This window comes from Aquimarina sp. AU119, from assembly GCF_900312735.1.
In the GTDB taxonomy this organism is placed as follows: domain Bacteria; phylum Bacteroidota; class Bacteroidia; order Flavobacteriales; family Flavobacteriaceae; genus Aquimarina; species Aquimarina algiphila.
The window spans coordinates 654,666-677,304 of record NZ_OMPF01000014.1 but is presented as its reverse complement, the minus strand read 5'-3'; the positions used below and the strand labels follow the sequence as shown (position 1 = coordinate 677,304).

The following is a 22,639-nucleotide window of genomic DNA, read 5'->3' as shown; positions in this document are numbered from 1 at the left end:
AACTTTATAGTCCAATGATAATTTTTCTAATTCATCCTTTGGAATATAATTTAAAACTTCTGAAACCTTCATAGTTTCTCCCTAAATTACATAATTTTAAGGTTTCGAACACTTATGATTGCAAATCCGCGCTATCATATCCGAGCGATCGGGTGTTCTACCAACACTTAAAGGATATCAATTTATTATTTTCGTTATCCTCAGAATTTATTAAAATAAAATCTTCTTTAGAAATAAAAAGTATTTGATACCTCTCTCCATTCAATTCTTCAGTTTTTAAATAATATTTTTCCTGATCTACCATACTACAAAAATTAATATTTTTAAAAAATCGATGTACTTTATATGGTTCCATCCAAAAATATTTTTCCTTATTATTTAAACTTCGTTTAGCAAATTTCAAACTGTCTTTTATGATTTCTTGCTCTTTCCTTATGAAATTAATACTTTTAAATTTATCATCATAAATGAGATATCCTGAAAGATTCAATGTATCAGTAATTATGTAGTTTAAATTTTCATTAAACTTAAGTTTCGGCTTAACTGCACATGACTCTACTAAACAATAAGTTAAAAATATCAATATTAAAAATATTCGTTTCACTCCTGATCGCGCGGATTTATTCTGAACTAGAATTTGATGTAAAAAAATCATTAATTCTCATTAATAGGGAAACTTTTTTTCTTTCTTTTTCAGGCAAACAAAATTGGTCACATTTGGTAGAATAATATAAAAATTTCAATTCACCAGCTTCCTTAATCCATATTGCTTGAAAATCTATATCCGCATCAAAAACTACAAAGTTCTCGGGGCATTCTAATTTATACACTGTTTTAAGATCAGTAAAGCTCTTTATATCAAAACCTAAATTAGTTTTATTTAAAATGTATTCTCTTTCATTTTGAATAACCGACCAGTTTTTATTTTCTAAAGAAGCAATGATAATATCATCGTCAGTAATTGAAAGATAAGAATATTCAGATTCATCTTCCATGAATTTATCAATAATATCTCTCTTAAAAGATGTTGTATTTAAAAACTTCTTCATTGAATTATTATCAAATGATTCTTCTAGAATAAAACAACTTTCTGATAAGTCATTTTGTTTTTTATCTTGAGCTTTGCAGAAAAAAATAAGCAAGCAAAAAATGAGAAATAGGTTCTTCTTCATAATTATTATTTTTCTTCTTCCTTTTTAGTCACTGGAATTGGTAATGAAACTTTCTTTTTATCTACAATACTTCCATTTTCATCCTTTTTTAAAAAAGTCATGGTATAAGTTGTTCTTTGTTTTTCATCTTGTCCTATTTCAACTAATGATTCATTAACTATTTCGTTAGTCTCAACCTCTTCATTAGCATTATTAAAGGATGATTTCCATTCATTCCCTAAATTTGCCTTTGAATCACCTTCGGCTTGTTCTCCAGCAACTGATCTGGATGCATGCACAACTTCTTCTAAAAGATTACGCGAAGAAGAAGCTGTATTAGTTCCATCAACATTCTTATCGGATTTAAACGTAGTATCATTAGAGTTCCAGGTTAACGTACCACCACTACCTTCTCCTTTTGTAGAAGATGCTTTTGCATTTTTAGAAATAAACCTACTTCCCGCTCTAGGGTTATTAGTCACTTTTATGGTAACATCATGGTTTTTATCTCTCTTCAATCTTCGAATATGTGACCGAGCAGTTTTTGAACTTCTTCTTAATTTCCTTAAAGTTCTTCTAACTAAGCGTCTCTCTTGTTTGTTTTTAGGTAAAATAATTCTCTTCCCATCTGGGTCAATAAACATTATTGGATTATTAGCCACGTAAGCATAAGGTGATATAGGATAATATTTATTAGCAAGCGGATCAAGATTCATCCATCTACCTAAGGAAGCATCATAATTTCTGGCACCATAATCTAACCACTCTAAGCCTAATTCATTCTGTTCCTCTTTGCTGTTATAACCGTAGTTATGCTCTCTACCCGTAATGGTATTGTTATACCCTTTATGTTGTAATCCAAAAGGATAATAATTCTTTTCTTCTACAATCTCGTTTTGTGTAATAATTCCATCTCCATCAGCATCTTTATAGGATAATCTTATATTACCCAAATGGTCTTTATACTGATATACATAATCAAATGATGAGATTGCAGCGCTACCGCTTGCAATGACAGGTTCTACATAACCTTCTGGATGGTTAAAGAACTCAAGATTATCATTCTTATAGATATAATTCCCGGCATACTCGGTTTCTGTTAAAGAACTTCCACTTGGAGCAATTTTCTTGAGTTTTGCTCCAGTAGCGTCGTAAATATAAGTAATATTTCCAGCTGTATTTGTAATAAAAATCCACAACATTTTGCTGCTGTGGATTTATCAATCTTTTATTATTTACTCTTTGCCTACCAAGCTTTGACAGCACCCGTCACAGACGAGCGCTAGCTGGAGGTTTTCTACTTCATTCTTTTTTGACTTTTATTTTCTGTTCTTGATCATCCCAATACAAAAGGTGTTTATTCTCTTTATACCAGTCTTGCCAATTTTTCAAATTTTCTTGTGTAGGTTGATATATTGGATCATAGGATTCAGTAACATCTGATTTTATATCTGTTAATTGTTCAAAAAAAGAAATTATTGAGTATAATTTTTCGCCATCAACTGTATCTGATTTAAAATTGACAAAATCTTCAATAAATTTCATTTTTTCGTTAATATCCTGATCTATTTTTTCTGCTTGCTGATCACTTTTACACGATATTGCAAATATCAATGTAAGCATTAATATATATATCCTATTCATTCTTTATTTATCTTTTTTTACAACATTACCATTGATTACCTGATAATTTACGTTTCTAGTTTTTCCATTCTTAGTAAATGGAACTGAAGCCTTATATGATGCTGTATAATAAGTAAATGTACCTCTCCCAGGCGCACCTCTCCTTATTATCTTTTTAAAAGTAGGCTTTTCTATAAAATTAGTCTTTCCTCTTTTATATCCTGTGATTTTTTCCTCGGTACTAAATGACAAATCATGAGCACCTGTACCATCTTCATTTGAGTAGTCTTTGTTTCCATATAATTGTAGTTGATATTGCTCATTCAATTCATGACCTAATACCGAATTTGGATTTAGCGCTGGATCATTACCTACATTATTAACATCTGATATATCAACTTTTTTATCTCCAAAATCAGCAAATACAATACGATCATCCCCTTCAACTATACCTATATTAACATCAACACTGTTACCATCTGCATCAATGGCATTTATACCTTCTTCTAAAACACCTAAAAATTCCGATTGTTCTTCTGAAAGATTAGCTCGCTGTTCTTTAGTAAGATTTAGAGTGAGGTTGCCATTCTTATCAATTTGAGCAATATCTCCACCACCAAGACCATTATTTATATTATCTTTAATACTTTGCTCTCCTTTTCTATTTCCATCATCATCTTTTTCAAATGCAAAAACAATTCGTTGACCATCTGGGTCTATAAATAATATAGGATTATTAGCTACATAATTGTAAGGAGAATAATCCCAATAATTATCAGCTAGAGGGTCAATATTCATCCACCTACCTAAAGTAGCATCATAGTTTCTAGCTCCAAAATCTAACCATTCTAAACCAAGTTCATTCTGTTCTTCTTTTCCACCAAACTTCAATAGTTGTGCAGTAGAGTTCCCTAAAGAAGATACCGTATTGTTATAACCTTTATGAGTAAGACCAAAAGGATAATAGTTACTCTCTTCTATAATCTCAAGAGTACCTGTATCATTTTTAGTATAACTTAAACGAACATTATCGAGGTGATCCTTAAACTGATATACATATCGGTATGAACTACCATTCGGAGTTGCGTACCCTTCTGGTGTAGGCATATACTGTAATTGGTCATTTTTATATATGTAGTTTCCAGCATACTCCGTTTCTATTAAAGAACTTCCACTTGGAGCTATTTTCTTTAATTTTGCTCCAGTAGCGTCGTAAATATAAGTAATATTTCCAGCTGTATTTGTAATAAAAATCCACAACACTAATGCTGTGGATTTATCAATCTTTTATTATTTACTCTTTGTGCCTACCAAGCTTTGACGGCACCCGTCACAGACGAGCGCTAGCTGGGGTTTTTATGAAATGAGGTTAAAACAGTTACAGCTAAAAGCTGTAACTGTTTTATATTTTTATTTTTCAATCGTAATGCTACTAGTTGTAAACTGACACTAGTACATACTATGGAACAGCGAAGGACAATAATACCTATAACTGTTTTTTTATTTGTCTATTACTACTTACCGCTTACTAATATAATCGCAATCTAGAACGGAACGAACACTAGAACCATCAAATTTGTTGTTGCTTTCGTTCCGTAAGTCCTGTTCTTAGAGTAGGTTTATTGACCTTTTGAGTTCATATGGTCATCAAGTTGGATGAAAATGCTTATTTAATATTTACTACCTATGATAGTTTTTTTTGAAAAATAAACACAATCTACTTCCTTTCCTTCTTTCTTCGCTGGGATCCAATTACCTTCAGTCTTTTTAACTATTTCAATTAAATTTGTCCAATTATACATTTTAGGTTCACCAATAATTTCAATATCTTTAATTTTACCATCGCACGTTATTGTAAACATATAATTGAGACGAAATACTATTTTTTTTGCTTCGTCACTTAGTTTTAAATTATCTTCAATTACCTTATTCAGGTCACCATTAATTAATGAAGGGCTGTCACCAATTTTTTTGTAGGAATCAAATCTTTTATCAAATTTCGTTTGTCTCTCAACAACATACACATTTCCATCACCACATTCTTCATCGATATTATTTGGTATTAAAAAAGCCTCTAAAAAATATGCTAATAACAGTATTCTCATAATTATTTTATTTTAAAAATTCTTTTTGATGGGCTGATAATTTTATTATTGTGAATAATCCAAATTTCATTATCAAAATATAAAGTTGATCGATCATCAATTTTTAAATTTAACTTAAAATGATTGGCTACACTATTTTTGACTTCATAATTATACTTCTCACTCAAATAATAAAAAGATATTGTTTTTACTTTTTCAAATGGAAATGACAAGATCCCTTTACTATTTGATTGATAATTGACTTTGTCATTTCTGTTGATTACCACTGAAACATTTTGAATGGGATTTTGTTCCATATCCAAAATAACCATGGTAACTTCATTTGAATCAATATTTTTTTCTTCTGAAGAAATAATCCCTGTTTTGAAATATTCATTACTTAGTAAACTTATTTTTCCTTCAGTCGATGACCATATACCAGATGAATATTGATTTGCGAGTTCTTCTATATTTTTATATTGAAATTTTCTATTTTTTAATAAAGAAAGAGTAGTGGTTGATTTTTCTGATTTACAAATAAATTCAAGATCCTTATCGAAATCAAATGTCGATTTGCATCCAACCAAAAAAATCAACAAAACTAAAATTTCTCCAACTTTCTTCATTCTTATAATTTTTTAATTAAGCGATCAAATGAGCCCAAAATATAATAACTTCTCCATCCTTTAAAATATTGTCCTGGTTTTCTTCCTTGATTTCCATTACTTCTAAGGTGACTTCTTAGCTGTTGTCCATTTGTTGCTACTCCTGGTATGTCGATAGAACGAGTTGAAAGTGTTAATTGTGAATTCCTATCTCTTATAGAAGTATACACATCTGCAACATCAGAAAGACTATTCATTCTTATACTATGCCCAAATAGTGTACTTCTTTTATATGCATCAAATTCATCTACAAGGTCATAAAGACCGCCACCTCTTTGACCTGAACTATCAAATGATAATTCTCCAGCATCAAACTGAAATGCATGCTTAAATTCATGAGCTGCTTCACCTGCACCTCCATTACCAATATTAACAGTTACTGCACCTGTTTCTGTATTAAATGTTGTCGAGCCTCCCGCTCTGCTAGGAAGTGACTCTTCATTAGCAACAATGTCATATACTTGACTGGATGATTCTAAAGTATTCAATTCTGAATCAATAGTATTTAAGGTACCTATACTTGCTTGATCATCAGCATTTCTAGAGTCAAGACTAGATTGAAGACTAGCAGCTTTGTCTGTATCTCCAATTTTATTTGCTCTATCAATTCTTCTCTGAACCCTTCTTGTTCTGTTAGCAATAGTATTTTGTATTGAAGTTCTTTTATTGTTAACTTGATTCCTGAATCGATTAAAAAGTTCAATGCCATCACCAATTATCCTTCCATCTGGATCTAATAATCTAACTGGGCTATTGGCAACATATGTATATGGAGAAATTGGAGTATATCCAGAAGCTAGTGGATCCATATTCATCCATCGACCTAAACTAGCATTATAATTTCTAGCACCATAATCTAACCATCCTAAACCTAGCTCATTTTGTTCTTCCTTCCCATTATATCCATAAGGATACTCGGATATTATTTGAGTATTATATCCTTTATGTTGTAGTCCAAAAGGGTAATAATTACTCTCCTCAATGATCTCTAAACTACCTACATCATTTTTAGTATAACTTAAACGAACATTATCCAGATGATCCTTAAACTGATACACATATCGATATGAATTACCATTGGGTGTTGCATATCCTTCTGGAGTGCCCATATATTGTAAAGTACCATTTTTATAGACGTGGTTACCTGCGTACTCAGTGTCTATTAAAGAACTTCCACTTGGAGCAATTTTCTTTAGTTTTGCCCCAGTAGCATCGTAAATATAAGTAATATTTCCTGTTCCTTCGCTATTGGATATAGAAACTGTTTTGGGAAGATTTAGATGGTTATACGTAATCCCTGTGATGCCTTTATTTTGATCAGTGATCATATTGCCATTATCATCATAGGAAAAATCATCATTAGTATTGCTACCATCTTTAAAACCAAAAGTTTTGTTCGCTGTATCTGCGACCTTTACCAGTTTATTACCTGTATCATAGGTGTATCCTAAATTATCCATCACTCCAAAAGAAGTAGCAGCTTCATTTATATGCCCTGTTCGGGTTAAGGATATAATATTACCCATTTTATCATAAGATATATTGCTTAGATTATATCTACCATCATTGCTAATACCACTTGTGATCCTATTTAAGGCATCATAAGTATATGCATAACTTCTGGTTACATTATCATTTGCTGTTTGCCAAGAAGATCTTGAGATATTACCATTGTATAATGGATTAGCTCCTATGTCATACTCTAAAGCAAAACCAAACAGATCATTGGAATCTAATGTAAGGATGTTGTCTGTGATATCACTATCATTGATACTTTTTAACCACCCTCGTATGTTGTAAGTGTAATCTACGGTTTGTAACCCTTCGACTACGCTCAGGGTTCCATTGCTGCCACTGAGCGGAGTCGAAGTGCCACCCACATCTTTTTGTTTCAGTTGACCAAGGGCATCATAGGTATTACTTACAATCTGCTCGGTATCCTGTGTATTGATCTTTTGAGTTTGAGTAAGGAGTCTGCCCATATGATCATAGGTAAATTTATCAATGGTTACAATAGCAGCATTACCCCCTTTGGTATGCCTGGTTTTGGTTTCTTCTACTCTGCCTGTAAAATCCAGTTTGCTCTCTATAACATCCGTTGTGTTTAGATATGCATTTGTAGTGGCTACATATATAGGCCTAGATTTATCATCATAATAGGTCACTGTAGTAATCCAATCATTGGTGTCCAATACCCTTATTTTGCTTCCGGTGGGTAGTGACTTTGTATTGGTATCTATAGATTTTCCATATACAGTTCCCGGATTGGTTAATCCATCGATATCAAAAATATACTCATCATAATAATTGATGGTAAGGATCTTATACATTCTTACTGGGTACATATCATTTGTGTAATATACTGGTGTCCCTGCAATGGTGATTGGGCTTGTTGTTTTGGTTTCGTAAGTTTCATAAGTAGATGAACTCACTCGACTACGTAGTAAAGCTACTGTACTTCCATTTTCTATTAATCCGGTATAGACTACTCTCCCAAAAGCATCATACTTGGTAAAGAGCCAGAGGTTGTCTTGTTTTAGTAATGCATCTTGGGTAAGTACCGGTTGATCAAGTTTGTTGTAGATGATATACTCCCATCCTTTTCCTGGGATTTTCTTTTCGATGAGCCTATTTCTATAATCGTATGTGTATTGGTAGCAGAGTTCAGCAAGCTCTGTGTTTGATACTCCATCATTGTTAGTAACCTTTGGCGGGATTACATAAGTAAGATTCCCATAACTATCATAGACATAATAGGTGTCATGTGCTTCTGATGTTGCTGAAGGTGTCGATGCATAGGTTCTCTTCAGGATTACTCTACCTTGTTTGTCTTTATATTCTTTGGTGGTATGTACATCTCCATCCGCGGGTGTCCAGTTCTCATCCTTGGTGATGGTTACCACTAATTGATCAGCAGCATAATGATTCTCTTGTGCCAGTTGTGGCTTTTCGGTATCACCTCCTGTAAAGGTTACAGTAAAATTCACTACTTCATTACTTGCATTAGTACCCCAATCAAATTTGATCGTATGATCGGTATCGCTGTTGGGATCAGCTTTCCATGCTTTTCCGGGTGCACCTTGTTCTGTAACTCTATTTAGAGGAGAAGCCTCAAATACACTCTCACTATAGGCATTAACATCTCCCAGATTGGTCGTAATCCCAGGAAAGTCGTCTGAATATGTATTTTTATAATACGCATTGATATCAATATTGACATCTACGGTTTTATAACTTCCAATAGTATTGTTCGCCTCAAAAGGAAGATATTGTTTGTCTTGTCTACCATAAGCATCATACTGCATATGGGTGACAATATCTTTACCTGTTGGAGAGGCTTTGATGGCTCTTTGCTGTATGGGTCTTCCCAGACCATCATAGTAGGTGACACTCTCGATGGTGTTATCTACATCATTAGCATTGGCACAACTCACATTCTCCATATCAGCAATCTTTACTGCAGTTTGAGGAACAGTGGTATGGACATAATTCTTATCAGACAACACTACCTGGGCCTGTATTTGCAATCCCATAAGTAGCATCACTATGCTATATATAATTTTATTATTTATCATCTTAAATATTTTGTTTATGGGATTAATGTTGTGGTCCACAATTTGGGCAATCTTCATCAGAAATACTGGATACGACTACCATAAGCCTTGTGACCTCTTTACCTGTTAGATTATCTTTAACCTTAGCGGTAATATTATACTCATGAGTCCCTGTTGCAAAATTGGAAAAACTAAATTGTGTCCCAGTACCTGAACCAGCAGTTTGTGATGGACTAACAGTTTTAAAGGCTCTCCATGTGATTTGACGTGATCCTGATCCCCCAGAAATGCTTGTTACATTAAACGATACGCTTGCACTAGAACCTGAGACCGAGGTAGCAGACTGGCTTGTACTGACAACCATTTTAGGATATACTTTTAAGACGGGGCTATTAGCTCCCCATTTAGTATTTGCATTCTGCATGGTTAAGTCCACTACTTTAAATTTAATAGTATAGGTTCCTGAAGTAGGAAAATGATAAGAGTATGATGTCCCTGTAGCACTTTGCTTTACATTATTCACATACCATTCATACCTTCGAGATCCTGAACCCCCACCTATATTAGAAGCTGTAAATGTTGTAGTTGTTCCTCGCTCTATATGTGCTTTTGAGGCACTTACATTGGGGGTATTTAAAGGATTATATGCATATAGTTTTCGTATGGCACTATTTACTGATTTTCCGCTTTCATTATCAATCACTTTAAAATACACGTTATAAGTTCCTGCTGTATTAGGATTGTATCTAAAGGTAGTTGTTGTCGATGTTTGTTTTACGTTATTGAGATACCATTCATAGCGAAGGTTACCTGTACCACCTCCTATGCTCGATGCACTAAAATCAACATTGGTTCCTTTTACAATATGTGTATAATTTGCATTAACCAATGGTGTAGTTAGTTCAGGATATTTTACTATTACACTCATGGTATGACTTACTCTGTGTTTGGTTTCTGTATTGTAGGCCAATACCTTTACTTCATAAGTACCTTCACTAGTAAAGGTTTTGGTAAAACTTACTCCACTACCACATTGTTCTTGTGCACCATTCACACTCCATGTATATAGATTAGCACTCCCACTACCAGAAGTATTCGCAGTAAAGGTTGCAGGCTGGTTAGGAACCTTAGGCTGATCACCAGGAGTATCGATAATGACTCCGCCCAAAGCATCAGACTGCTGACCTTGATAGTTATAGCGTACTTGCTGTACCACATGCTGATCCTGATCTAAAGCATATTGCATTCGGTTCATATCATCATACCGATAATATGCCGTTTGTCCTTGTGGATTGGTCATACTGGTTAACCCGATTAATGGATCATAGGTATACCCGCTCACTTGTGCATTTGCAAAATAGGCATGCTCTCTTAGGTTTTTAAACAGAGTACGCATGGTCGTTTCTTCAGCAGCCGTATCTTCTGTATCTGAAGTTGTTTTTAACTGATTGATCAGTGTCGTTACTGCTGCAGGTATCCCCGTATAACTTGCATTATCAATTTTTGCAATGGGTTGGGTGTTGTTATATCCCCAGACATACATAATATGACGCCCATCGACCTGAGAAACCTCTAGAGGATTCCCCTGGGCATCATAGTTATGATAAGTTAAACGTGGCTCTGGGGTATCACCTCCTTTGGCCACCTTAGTGATCCCGGGAAGCACGATACCATTACCCCAATCGATAAATTCTGTAACCTGAGTCCCAAGAATAGTGGTGTTTTCTTTGCTCTGTGTTTCTACAGGGGTCGTAATCCTGTTTTGAGCTACCAAAAGATTATTTACTGTACTATTTTTATCATAAGGATAACTATAGGTGGTCGTCAACGTTTTGTTATCACTATCTGTTGTGGTCTGTGTTTTTAGCTGACCATAAGGATTATCATAGGTATACGAGGTCTCATTAGTCACTATTTTATCATCCAAAAATTCTCGTGTAGTGGTTTTAATTAGCTTATGTTCTTTAGGATAGTCTACATAGTAATTATGAGCATAATCCCTTTCAGAATTTTGGGATACGCTGGAACCATTGTCGCCTGATTGATTAAATTGATCTCTTCCTACAACCATCCCATAAGCTTTTATCGTACTATGAATACTTCTGCCATAAGGGTATACCTCGGCATATTCGTTTATAGTTTCACGTTGTATAAGATATGCTCCTTGTTGATTTTTAAACACTTCGCTTTTAAGCATTTTTCCTTTTTTCCAATCGTTATTTATGGCTGTGGCAAAAGGAAAATTAATTGCTCCATTACTAGAGACCGAGTATTGGTTTCTGGTTTTTCCATTAGTACCGTCCTCTTCTATGATTTCAACCTGCTTATATAACACCGGGCTCCCCTGGTAACTAGTAACATCAGACATACTCTTAGCCATTTTATGTAACTTGGTAACTACATGAAGATTATTTCTATGGGTGGTGGTATATTGAAATACCGCAGGAGAACCAGCCAAAACTCCGCTGTGTTTACCATCCTCTAAACGGTAGCTATAATTTTTAGTTTTACAGTTACCTTCACCATCGCAATCTGTGGTCTGGCTAACGCGAATTCCTCCTACATATTTATAGGGATGGGGATCATCGGTTTGGGTGCGATCTTCATATTTTATAGTATACTGTACATAAGCACTAGTCCCAATAGGAGTACTTATCCTGGCATGAATACGAACTTGTCCATCAGAGGAAAAACCGGTTTGGCTTTTAGAATCCTCGTAGGTATCGGGACATGCTACTCCTGGTTCGCATGGAATAGTTTCTCCATATGCCGTAAAATTAAGATTTATATTCTCATAGGTACATGCCTCTCCTACAGTGGTAATGTCAAAATCTACCTCAGCACCTATAAAACTATTATTTACACCTTCTCCTAATACTACTCTTGCATACGCGCTAACAATCTGGTTTGCCGGTACCTCTATTACAGTATCTAATACCTTGTCAAAAACTCCGATCTCTGATCTAATAATTTTGGTAATCGTTTTATTATGAGAATAGCTACAATTCTCTGTCCCAACATCACCAGTAGCTAGGACTCTATTTTGTTCATAGGTGATCTCACTATAGCCTCCTGTAGGATAGGTAATCTTTTTTAAAGCTCCTGATCGCGTTTTTAAAGCGTCAATCTCCCTGCTTTCTGCAGATAATAGCGAACCTGCAATACCATTATAATATCCCCAAAAATCCTGATATTTATAATTACTACTTGCAGGAAGGGTATTTGGGAAAGGGTAATATTCGAACTGATACCATGGCAATATATCATCTCCATTACTTCTGGTAATCCCTAAAAGTGTTTTCCTGTTTTTTGAAGCATCATTATAGGTAAAATCATACTTCATGATTTGCCGGTTTGCATCCCACACTGACAATCCATTAAGTGCTAAAGTAGCTACCCCCTGGTCGGTGGCATTGCTAGTATCAAAACGTACTTCACCATTGGGAAACGTAATTTTTTGAAGTCGATGCCTGGTTAGGGTGTTATCCTTATATCCCATCTGGGTTTCTGTAGCAATGGCAAATCCCGAGGTTTCTGATTCAGAATATACACGTTTGGTATAAATCTCTGCTGGATCATAGGTAAAATAAACATCCCCCTTATTATTGGGTAGTTGTACTCTTGTGAGTAAATAACTAACCGGTGAAGTATGAGCCACCGACTCAGAACCTGAACTATAGTGATGCGTTCCTGTTTCATGAATCTCAAAATGATATCGGATTCCGCTATCATTAGTCACTATAAAAATATCTCCATTCTTTTCTATGGTATAATTTCTATGGTTTAGAAATACCACATCTCCTATTTCATTAAAGACAAAACTACCATCAAGACCAGGTACACTAATGTTATATTTATCTTGTTCTGCATCATAGTTATTATCAGCAATGTTTTTAAAGATGCCATACTGTTTTTCACTGAACTCATTTGAAGGAAGGCTACCGAATGCTCCCTGAAGATAAGGTATTATTGTACTGGCTTTATAGGTCTGGTCTCCAAAATCATCATCCATTCCTCTAATTTGCTTGGTAATTCTTCCGTTAGCCATCAAATCCCAACCCATCCCGGTCATCGCATGATCTTGTTCGGTAACTAATCCCCCATAATTATAGGAGAGATAGATTGGCCATTCAAAACCACCAACTTTTATGGTGTATAAAGGCACGGTATAATTGATCTTACCCGAGGCTAAATTTACCGGGATATCCCCATATTTTCCCAAACTTGCCGCTTCTGGTGAAACAGGAAAAACCTGTAAGGCTTCCTGTAATGGATTCGGTGCATTGGTTTCCTGACCCATAGTAAGAGTACATACCATGAGTAAAAAACATAGAAGTTGTTTTTTCATAAATACTAATTTTGTGACTAATTTTAATTTTCCCTTTACGAATTTGTGACTAAAACTATATTCAAATATCAGGTCTATCCCCTGCCTATCATTATGTTTGAAAAGCATAATCGAACATGTATTTAGCGGCACAAAAAACGATGTTTTTTCAACAAAAATTTTACGGGTTTCCCCATGTTTTCTGTTTTCCTTGTACAAGAATAGTAAAAGCCAGTTTCATTTTTCGGGACTGAGAATTTTTTAAAGACTTTTTTTGTTAAAATTTGAATAAAAACAATCAAACAGACTAAAAACATTAGTTTTCATAAGGCTTTAAGCAGCATCATACTATTCTGGTATTTTTAAAAAACTTCTTTTATAATTGAAATTTATACGTATCTAGCTCAATTTTTAGGTGAATTTTCTCAAAAATCAAGCTATTGAGATTGGATTAAGAAAGTCTTTATTACGTTCATTCATTACATCCTGTTTAATATCTATTCTTTACTGTAGTTTGTAGAATTTTATATTGCTAATACTTCCAATTTATTTACCTTTCTGTAGTTTTAAAACAGTATATGACTGTTAAAGAGAATTTATACACTGGTAGGATAACATCTATAGATGTATTTAGAGGGATTACTATTTTTGCAATGATCTTTGTAAATGAATTGGCTGGGGTACAAAACGTGCCTTTGTGGATGAAACATGCTCTTGCTGAAGAGGATCGTATGACTTTTGTGGATATTGTATTTCCGGCATTCTTATTTATTGTAGGTATGTCTATTCCGTTTGCCATAAATACCCGATTAAAGAAGGGAGGAACTTCTATAAAGATATGGACACATACGATCAAAAGAACTGTTGCACTATTAGTTATGGGTCTTTATATGGTAAATGCAGAATACGGATATAATGAAGCAGAAATGTTTATTCCTATCGCATTATGGGGTTTTCTAGCCTATACACTTCCTATTCCGATCTGGAATCAATACTCCAAAAGCTTTTCTAAACTGTTACAATACAGTTTGCAATATGGAGCCATAGGGCTTCTGATCATTATGTATTTTCTATATGTACAGGATACGGGTGAGATCGGAATGACTATAAAATGGTGGGGGATTCTGGGACTTATTGGGTGGGCATATTTGATCACCTTTATTGCTTATTGGTTTACTAAGGGTACCAAAATAGGAATGTTGGTTATCTTAGTCATTTGTATTGGGATCAATATAGCACATGCTGCACAATGGGATCAAAAAGAAGGGTTTACCTGGATAGGAGTTATTGGCAGTCATTTTGCGCATACTTCAATTGTCGTTGCAGGAGTCATTACATCCCTATTTTTCTTCGAAAACAACTCAAAACGTATCCTAAACCTTAAGGCTATTGTATTTGCTGTGTTTTTATTTGCCATTGGATATGGATTACGCCCGTATTTTGAAGTATCCAAAATTAGAGCAACCCCATCCTGGTGCTTATATACTGCTGGGATTTGTGTACTTCTATATTACCTATTGTATTATATAATCGAAGTAAAAAAAATAGTGCAATGGTCTAATTTTATAATGCCGGCTGCTTCAAATCCATTATTGATTTATATTATCCCTGGAATTATTTTATACCTAAATATGCTCCTCGGCATTCATATCTTACCCGAGGCATTTACCAGTGGCATTCCGGGAATCCTCTGGTCCTTGATTTTTACTATAATTATGGTATTCATTGTACAGTTTTTTAATAAGGTTCATATCAAGCTTCGTTTATAACTATTTAGATACAATTGAATATTTCTTTTTTTAACCACTATACTAACTTGATATCTTCCTTAAATAATACGTGGATATACTCGGCATGTATCTCTGCATGGTGTTTATTCTCTAAACAATGAAACAATAAATGAATCAATCCATAATCACCCAAAGCATCTCTATATTCATGCTTCTCCTTATTTTTAACCCATAAAATAAAGGAACATAAATGACCAATTTCCCCTAACTTCTGAGGATCTTTCAAACATTCCCGAAATTGATCCAGCGTCATACGAGCATACTCATTATACTTTCTTTTACAGAAATTATAATCAAAAGTATGTTTATACGATTGTAATTTTCGGTTTTGTATTTCATAGTTCATACCACTCATAACATAAGAATCATTTGCGTTAGGTAACTGTATTATCATAGTCATACGATTTGGGTTGTTATTTATATTTTTGCAAAACGTATGCCAAGTCCATAAAAAATTAACTTAACAAAAAGTGAAAATCTCTTAAAATTAGCAATTAGTGACTGATGCAGTTGGCTTTGGAATAATTCCAATACAAAGTTACAAAATTTGGAATAATTCCAATATATTCATTTTAAATATTTTTGAAATTATAGCATTTTTAAAGTCATCAAAAAAGACAGAATCCGTATACAGATTTAAGGCTTGAGATCCTGATAAGAAAAATTTAACATCCCCTAAGTCATTGAAAATTAAATTCTTCTGTGATATACTGTGGTAAGAGCATCTTAAAAACTAAGGCTATGCTACAAAAAACTCTTATCTTGCCGTTGTTCTTTTTAATCTCTCCCCATTATCACAAGAAAAGAGCAGTTATTGATAAAAGTGAATATCACTATATTTTAAAACGAACTTGCATTAATCTGACATGAGTATTTTTGAAGTAGTACGACTACTATTAGATTTTGGATTAGTTATTTTGATATGGTTAGTTCAATTGGTTATCTATTCGGCTTTTCCATATTATGGACATAAAGAACTTATGCTGTGGCATAAAAAATATACGTCAAGAATTACATTAATAGTAATCCCTTTAATGATAGGTCAATTAGTAATTAGTATCATTGAGATCTTAAAAAACACTTCAATGTTTAACATTATTATTTGCTTATCTATATACAGTATTTGGGTCATCACCTTCTTTTTTATTGTCCCTATTCACAAGAAAATAAACAAAAGTCTATACACTCCTTTTGCACTTCGTAAGCTTATCAAGATCAACTGGTTAAGAACAATTTTATGGACCCTGATTTTTGTATTAAGCTTGATGCAAAACATGATTTAAAAAGAAGTATTGTTAATAAAACCTGATAAGTTTATTTTTAAAAATGACGGTTGACCGTTACATTTACTTCAGAATTTGATGCACTATGGTATGTTTTTTGGGGAAAGAACTACTATAATGAAAAAAATGGGAAAACAAATCAAATCAAGAATTATGCGGTATAAAGTAATAGATGCAAAAAGTCAATATTTTGGTGAAATATTGGATTTCGAATCCTGCTCTACACTAAGTGATCTAGGAGGAGTACTCTTAAAAATTGAAAGAAACAGGGTTTCACTTTTTAAATTTAACGAAGTAGAATTGGTATAATTACAATTCTACTTCTCAACACTTTACTATAACTCTTCTGTTTCTATTTTAGTATAAAATTATATCTTTTATTACTATATGAAACAAGTACATCTCACTTATATTTTATTTTTAGTTTGGATCGTCAGTAGTTGTCAAAATGATATTACTATTGATAACATTCAAGATATTCCCAAGGTCACGAAAGAAGATAAAAGTTACGCCAATGTTTTTAGCATATTAGATGGCCATTGGAAGGGAGATTTCTTAATATTTGAAGATCAAAACCCTGTCCCCAAAGAACAATTAGAACTACAACACATTTCTTTATCCAGCATACAAAAAAGGCAGCTTAAACAAATTAATAGTATAAAAGTAGAGCAAGTATACTCTTCAGAAACTCCTTATTTTCAAAAAGTAACTATTACCGATTTTTATCCCGATTCTGGACAAAAAATAGTGAGTAAAGGTGTAAATAAAATCCAGAATGGACAGATGTGGTGCGTTGTAAGAAAACCAGACGAAACTGTAATACATGCAGGAAATACTGAAGGTGATAATACTATAATTTGGGAACGCAATGAAAAAACTCCTCAAAAAATTGAGTATTTTAAAGAAACTGTCTCTAACCGGTTTTATGAAATTATAGGGTGGGGATATTACCAAAATGACAACCCTTCAAAATCACCTAAATTATGGTTCTATGCCAAATACGAGAAGCAATAGATTCTATCTACTTGTCTGAAATCATACGTTCAGATAAAACTACATCATCTATCCAAATGCTCCGGGTTCCTCCTCCAGTTTGATAATCAACCCATCCGATGAGCATATTTTCAAAAACAGGGAACTTCCATTTACCATCGATTTCATTCGACACGCAACCTTCTCCTTGACCAACTACAATAATAGACTCGATCAATACATTGTTAAGCCATAATTTCATGGTATCCTTTTCTCCATCAAACATCCATTGTAGAGTAAACCACTTTTCTTCTGGAATTTTGGTTTGAGAATGTTGCCAACAATCACTTTTTACTCCTTGAGTTTCATAATTAGCCATTAACCTTTTCTGATGTTGACCTCCATATCTTATTTCAGATGAAAAATCATGATCTTTCACTTTTCCTGAACTTTGAATCATGGTCCAATGAATACCATCACGGGGAGCTTCTTCTACATACATTTTTAGCCGACCATAAAAGCGATTTTCCTGTACCGGAAAAATATGATCTATCCCTATAAAAGCTCTATTCTTATACCCTTCTCCTGAAGTAAAATGTACTGATTTTTTACCACTAAATGCCCTTAAGGTATCTACAACGACACTACCATTTCCTGTTTTTTCCCAAGGATGACCTGGTAATTTACCTATACTTTGGTTTTCAAAATCATCCTCAAAAAGGATCGTATTATTTGTGCAAGAACACCATAGAAATGTACATACAATAAAAAGAAAATAATTTTTCATCTGTTTTATACCCTTTTATTATAGCCATAATAGTTATTAAACCCCTAATTCTGTAATTCTTTTTACATATTTCCCAATAACATCAAACTCTAGATTAACTACAGTTCCTACTTCGAACGTATTAAAATTTGTATGTTCATAAGTAAAAGGGATAATAGCTACGCTAAACTCATTTTTTTTAGAATTCACTACAGTAAGACTCACTCCATTAACAGTAATCGAGCCTTTTTCTATAGTAATATTATGTAAAGCAGCATCGTATGTAAAAGTAAAATACCAACTTCCATCTGCTTCTTCGACAGCAGTACATACTGCTGTTTGATCTACATGTCCCTGCACTATATGTCCATCTAACCGAGCCCCAAGCTTCATTCCACGTTCTAGGTTTACAATCGCTCCCTGAGTAAGATCATTAAGATTAGTTTTATCTAATGTTTCTTTGATTGCTGTTACTGTATATGTATCCTCTTTAATCGATACCACCGTTAAACAAACTCCATTATGCGCTACACTTTGATCAATTTTGAGTTCTGAAGTAAAATTTGCACGCACAGTAATATCCAGATTTTCTTTATCTATTTGTAGAGAAGTAATCGTTCCTAATTCTTCGATGATTCCTGTAAACATAAATGCGAATTATTTAGTTAAATTTGTGGCTTGAAGTTTGAGTCTTGATTTTAAGATTCAAAAATACTGATAAAGTAGTTTATATAATGAAGAAAGAAGAAAAAATAAGATTAGGGATTTCGATAGGTGATCTTAACGGCATAGGAAGCGAGGTGGTTCTCAAAACTTTTGAAGATTCGCGAATGTTAGATTTCTGTACTCCGGTAATTTTTGCCTCTGTAAAAATTCTTTCTTTTCTCAAGAAACACTATAAAAGTAATACCAATTTACATGGCATCGATAAAACCTCTCAAATCCTTGACGGAAAGATCAATGTATTGAATGTTTGGAAAGAATCAGTAAGTATTAATTTTGGACAGGAAGACGAAAAGGTGGGAAGTTATGCAATTAAATCACTTGTGGCGGCCACCAAGGCATTAAAAAATGATGATATTGACATATTGGTAACAGCACCAATTAATAAGCATAGTATCCAGTCAGAAGAGTTTAAATTTCCAGGACATACTGATTATTTGGATCAGGAATTAAACGGAAACAGCTTAATGTTTATGATCACTGATGATCTAAAGGTTGGTTTACTTACAGATCATGTTGCAGTAAAAGATATTGCTGAAACCATAACCCCAGAACTTATCGAACAAAAAATAAGTACTATCCATAATGCACTTCGACAAGATTTTGGTATTTCAAAACCAAAGATCGCTGTACTGGGTATTAATCCGCATAGCGGGGACAATGGTGTTATTGGTAAAGAAGATGAAGAAGTTTTAAAACCTACTATTCAAAAAATCAATGATTCTGGTAAATTAGTATATGGCCCCTATGCTGCAGATAGTTTTTTTGGATCTAATAACTACAAAGCTTTTGATGCAGTAGTGGCTTCTTACCATGATCAAGGTTTAATTCCTTTTAAAACACTTTCTTTTGGTAAAGGGGTAAACTATACTGCAGGATTACATAAAGTACGTACTTCACCAGATCATGGCACTGCTTTTGAGATTGCAGGAAAAAATCAAGCAGATAACAGTTCTTTTAAAGAAGCTGTATTCGCTGCACTTAAAATTTTTAAAAACAGAAATGAATATAATGAATTGACCAAAAACCCATTAAAGAAACAACCTCGTAAACCACAAAATAAAGCAGGGAGAGAGCAGAAATTATAAACCTAAAAAATCCTAAAATCTATTCCCTAAAACCCAAAACCAGATTAATCACTAACAATCTGATATAATTTTGTTTACAAAAATACTTTCATAACGAATTTTTATTATCTTTGCACCCGCCTTTATCGAATCGATAGGCGTCTGAAACTGATGATGAAATGAAACAACTTAAAGAGTATACCATTCCTTTCGTTGGGCTGAAGCAAGGATTACACCAGTTTGAGTATCAAATTGAAAACACGTTCTTTGAACATTTTGAGTATGATGACTTTAATTCGGCTTTAATAAAAGCTGATCTGGAGTTTAACAAGAAGACAACTATGTTTGAGCTTCGGTTTAAAGCTTCAGGAACTGTTAATGTAAATTGTGATCTCACCAACGAACCTTTTGATTTACCTATTCAAAACGAATTGTTTTTAGTAGTGAAGTTTGGTTCAGAATATAATGATGAAAACGAAGACATTCTTATTCTACCGCATGGAGAATATGAAATAAACGTTCAACAATATATTTATGAACTCATTGTTTTGGCAATGCCTCCTAAAAGAGTTCATCCTGGTGTAGAAAATGGTACATTAAAATCTGACATACTCGAAAAACTAGAAGAATTAAGTCCGAAAGAAAAAACAATAGTAGATAACGATGAGGAAACGGATCCTCGTTGGGATAAATTAAAAAACTTATTAAACGATAAATAATAGCTAAGCAATGGCACATCCTAAGAGAAAAATATCGAAAACCAGAAGAGATAAAAGAAGAACGCATTATAAAGCTACTGTTCCTCAAATAGCTACTGATCCTACTACAGGAGAAGCACACCTATATCACAGAGCACACTGGCATGAAGGTAAATTATATTACCGTGGTCAGATTGTTATCGATAATACTGAGGAAGAAGTAGCATAACAATACTGTTAAAATTTTAAAGATAGCTCTCACAAATGTGAGAGTTTTTTTGTTTTTAGTTGAATATGTGTCAAAATCCAATTATTTTGCGCCATATTTGTGTATAATTTAGTAATTTCAACGACTTTTTGGGCATTTTTGTGCTGTAGTTCGTGAAACTAAAACTAAGATATGAGTAAAATCACAGCCGCTATCACAGCTGTAGGCGCATACGTGCCAGACTATGTGTTAACTAATGATATATTAGCAACAATGGTCGAAACTAACGACGAATGGATTACCAGTCGTACAGGTATAAAAGAGCGAAGAATACTAAAAGACAAGGACAAAGGAAGTTCTTACTTGGGTATTAAAGCGGCAGAAGATCTGATTTCCAAAAAAAATCTTGATCCTGCAACAATCGATATGGTGATTTTTGCTACTGCAACACCTGATCTCCCTGTTGCTGCCACAGCAGCATATACCGCTTCTCAAATTGGAGCTGTCAATGCATTTTCTTATGACCTACAAGCAGCTTGTTCCAGTTTTTTATATGGAATGTCTACTGCAGCCAGTTATATAGAATCCGGAAGATATAAGAAGGTCCTACTCATAGGAGCAGATAAAATGTCTTCTATTATTGACTATACTGATCGAACTACCTGTATTATCTTTGGAGATGGTGGTGGAGCAGCTCTTTTTGAACCAAATCATGAAGGTTTGGGGCTACAAGATGAATATCTGCGTACTGATGGTATAGGAAGGGAGTTTCTTAAAATTGAAGCAGGAGGATCTATACTTCCTCCAACAGAAGAAACTGTTGCCAAAAGACAACATTTTGTGCAACAAGATGGAAAAACGGTATTTAAATATGCTGTTTCTAATATGGCAGATGCCAGTACAAAAATTCTGGAACGTAATAACCTTACTGGTGAGGACGTTAATTGGCTTGTTGCACATCAAGCTAATAAACGTATTATAGATGCTACTGCCAAAAGAATGGAACTAGATCAGAGTAAAGTACTCATGAATATTCAACGATATGGTAACACTACCTCAGCAACGTTACCACTACTATTACACGATTACGAAAAACAACTCAAAAAAGGGGATAACATAGTATTTGCTTCATTCGGTGGAGGCTTTACTTGGGGTTCTATTTATCTTAAATGGGCCTATAACTCCTAAACAACTAAAACACACAATACCCACATTATGGATTTAAAAGAAATTCAGAATTTAATTAAATTCGTGGCCAAATCAGGCGCAAGCGAAGTAAAGTTAGAGATGGACGACATTAAAATCACCATCAAGACTGCATCAGACGAAAGCAAAGAAACTACAATTGTACAGCATTTACCTGTTAGTAACCCTGTTACTCCTCAGGCCGTAACACCTGTGCAAACAACACCTCCTGCAACTACTCCTGCCGCAACAGAAAGTAGTCCTTCAGAGGATGATTCAAAATACCTAACTATTAAATCTCCTATTATAGGAACTCTATATAGGAAACCATCTCCAGACAAACCAACATTTGTAGAAGTTGGCGACACTATAAAAGAAGGAGATGTACTTTGTATTATCGAGGCTATGAAACTTTTTAATGAAATTGAAAGTGAAGTTTCTGGTAAAATTGTAAAAGTATTAGTTGACGACTCTTCTCCAGTAGAATTCGATCAACCACTATTCTTAATAGACCCATCATAACCCAATTTTAAAATTCCAATA

At 33.9% G+C, this 22,639-nt stretch carries 21 protein-coding genes; 9 read left to right on the top strand and 12 right to left on the bottom strand.

The features are described 5' to 3' along the window. Positions 1–157: 157 nt before the first annotated feature. The 9 genes from DK442_RS13730 to DK442_RS13690 all read right to left on the bottom strand — a co-directional run bounded on the left by DK442_RS13730 (position 158) and on the right by DK442_RS13690 (position 13,425). On the bottom strand, positions 158–604 hold the full coding sequence (locus DK442_RS13730; RefSeq protein ID WP_160114179.1) for a hypothetical protein: 447 nt from the start codon (positions 602–604) through the stop codon (positions 158–160). Positions 605–620: 16 nt separating this feature from the next. Continuing rightward, entirely contained in the window at positions 621–1,172 is a 552-nt protein-coding gene (locus DK442_RS13725) for a hypothetical protein (protein ID WP_160114178.1), read from the bottom strand. 5 nt (positions 1,173–1,177) lie between these two features. Continuing rightward, complete coding sequence (locus DK442_RS13720; RefSeq protein WP_109436435.1) at positions 1,178–2,353, bottom strand: RHS repeat domain-containing protein; 1,176 nt, start codon at positions 2,351–2,353, stop codon at positions 1,178–1,180. Positions 2,354–2,453: 100 nt separating this feature from the next. Continuing rightward, positions 2,454–2,795 (bottom strand): hypothetical protein, encoded by a 342-nt coding sequence (locus DK442_RS13715; protein WP_109436434.1) that lies wholly within the window; start codon positions 2,793–2,795, stop codon positions 2,454–2,456. Between the two features lie 3 nt (positions 2,796–2,798). Next, entirely contained in the window at positions 2,799–4,037 is a 1,239-nt protein-coding gene (locus DK442_RS13710; RefSeq protein WP_160114177.1) for an RHS repeat domain-containing protein, read from the bottom strand. Positions 4,038–4,444: 407 nt separating this feature from the next. Next, positions 4,445–4,879 carry a hypothetical protein gene (locus tag DK442_RS13705; RefSeq protein WP_109436432.1) on the bottom strand — a complete coding sequence of 145 codons (435 nt, stop codon included), beginning with the start codon at positions 4,877–4,879 and terminating at the stop codon, positions 4,445–4,447. A 2-nt stretch (positions 4,880–4,881) separates the two neighbouring features. Then, entirely contained in the window at positions 4,882–5,484 is a 603-nt protein-coding gene (locus tag DK442_RS13700; RefSeq protein WP_109436431.1) for a hypothetical protein, read from the bottom strand. A 2-nt stretch (positions 5,485–5,486) separates the two neighbouring features. Beyond that, positions 5,487–9,098 (bottom strand): DUF6443 domain-containing protein, encoded by a 3,612-nt coding sequence (locus DK442_RS13695; protein WP_160114176.1) that lies wholly within the window; start codon positions 9,096–9,098, stop codon positions 5,487–5,489. 22 nt (positions 9,099–9,120) lie between these two features. Continuing rightward, positions 9,121–13,425 carry a PKD domain-containing protein gene (locus tag DK442_RS13690; protein ID WP_160114175.1) on the bottom strand — a complete coding sequence of 1,435 codons (4,305 nt, stop codon included), beginning with the start codon at positions 13,423–13,425 and terminating at the stop codon, positions 9,121–9,123. Between the two features lie 557 nt (positions 13,426–13,982). Here DK442_RS13690 and DK442_RS13685 point away from each other — a divergent pair. Continuing rightward, positions 13,983–15,173, top strand: coding sequence for a DUF5009 domain-containing protein (locus DK442_RS13685; RefSeq protein WP_109436428.1), 1,191 nt, complete (start codon positions 13,983–13,985; stop codon positions 15,171–15,173). 37 nt (positions 15,174–15,210) lie between these two features. On the opposite strand, the gene DK442_RS13680 is transcribed toward DK442_RS13685, so the two are convergent. Further along, positions 15,211–15,588, bottom strand: a complete 378-nt coding sequence (locus tag DK442_RS13680) for a hypothetical protein (protein ID WP_109436427.1) — start codon at positions 15,586–15,588, stop codon at positions 15,211–15,213. A 472-nt stretch (positions 15,589–16,060) separates the two neighbouring features. On the opposite strand from DK442_RS13680, the gene DK442_RS13675 reads away from it, so the two are divergent. From DK442_RS13675 to DK442_RS13665, 3 genes are all read left to right on the top strand, one after another. Further along, positions 16,061–16,477, top strand: coding sequence for a hypothetical protein (locus DK442_RS13675; RefSeq protein WP_109436426.1), 417 nt, complete (start codon positions 16,061–16,063; stop codon positions 16,475–16,477). A 117-nt stretch (positions 16,478–16,594) separates the two neighbouring features. Continuing rightward, positions 16,595–16,786, top strand: a complete 192-nt coding sequence (locus tag DK442_RS13670; protein ID WP_160114174.1) for a hypothetical protein — start codon at positions 16,595–16,597, stop codon at positions 16,784–16,786. A gap of 78 nt (positions 16,787–16,864) precedes the next feature. Next, positions 16,865–17,491, top strand: a complete 627-nt coding sequence (locus tag DK442_RS13665) for a hypothetical protein (RefSeq protein ID WP_109436424.1) — start codon at positions 16,865–16,867, stop codon at positions 17,489–17,491. A gap of 7 nt (positions 17,492–17,498) precedes the next feature. Here DK442_RS13665 and DK442_RS13660 read toward each other — a convergent pair whose 3' ends face one another. Both DK442_RS13660 and DK442_RS13655 read right to left on the bottom strand, forming a co-directional pair. Next, the gene (locus DK442_RS13660; protein ID WP_109436423.1) at positions 17,499–18,236 is read right to left on the bottom strand and encodes a hypothetical protein; all 738 of its coding nucleotides are present in this window, start codon (positions 18,234–18,236) and stop codon (positions 17,499–17,501) included. Positions 18,237–18,272: 36 nt separating this feature from the next. Further along, entirely contained in the window at positions 18,273–18,863 is a 591-nt protein-coding gene (locus DK442_RS13655; RefSeq protein WP_109436422.1) for a riboflavin synthase, read from the bottom strand. 86 nt (positions 18,864–18,949) lie between these two features. Here DK442_RS13655 and pdxA point away from each other — a divergent pair, with 86 nt between their 5' ends. From pdxA to accB, 5 genes are all read left to right on the top strand, one after another. Next, entirely contained in the window at positions 18,950–20,026 is a 1,077-nt protein-coding gene (pdxA, locus tag DK442_RS13650; RefSeq protein WP_109436421.1) for a 4-hydroxythreonine-4-phosphate dehydrogenase PdxA, read from the top strand. A gap of 158 nt (positions 20,027–20,184) precedes the next feature. Beyond that, complete coding sequence (locus tag DK442_RS13645) at positions 20,185–20,724, top strand: DUF177 domain-containing protein (RefSeq protein ID WP_109436420.1); 540 nt, start codon at positions 20,185–20,187, stop codon at positions 20,722–20,724. Positions 20,725–20,734: 10 nt separating this feature from the next. Further along, positions 20,735–20,932 carry a 50S ribosomal protein L32 gene (rpmF, locus tag DK442_RS13640; RefSeq protein WP_025743674.1) on the top strand — a complete coding sequence of 66 codons (198 nt, stop codon included), beginning with the start codon at positions 20,735–20,737 and terminating at the stop codon, positions 20,930–20,932. Positions 20,933–21,103: 171 nt separating this feature from the next. Further along, a complete protein-coding gene (locus DK442_RS13635; protein ID WP_109436419.1) occupies positions 21,104–22,099 on the top strand; it encodes a beta-ketoacyl-ACP synthase III in 996 nt (331 codons plus the stop codon). A 27-nt stretch (positions 22,100–22,126) separates the two neighbouring features. After that, complete coding sequence (accB, locus tag DK442_RS13630) at positions 22,127–22,618, top strand: acetyl-CoA carboxylase biotin carboxyl carrier protein (RefSeq protein WP_109436418.1); 492 nt, start codon at positions 22,127–22,129, stop codon at positions 22,616–22,618. Positions 22,619–22,639: the final 21 nt, after the last annotated feature.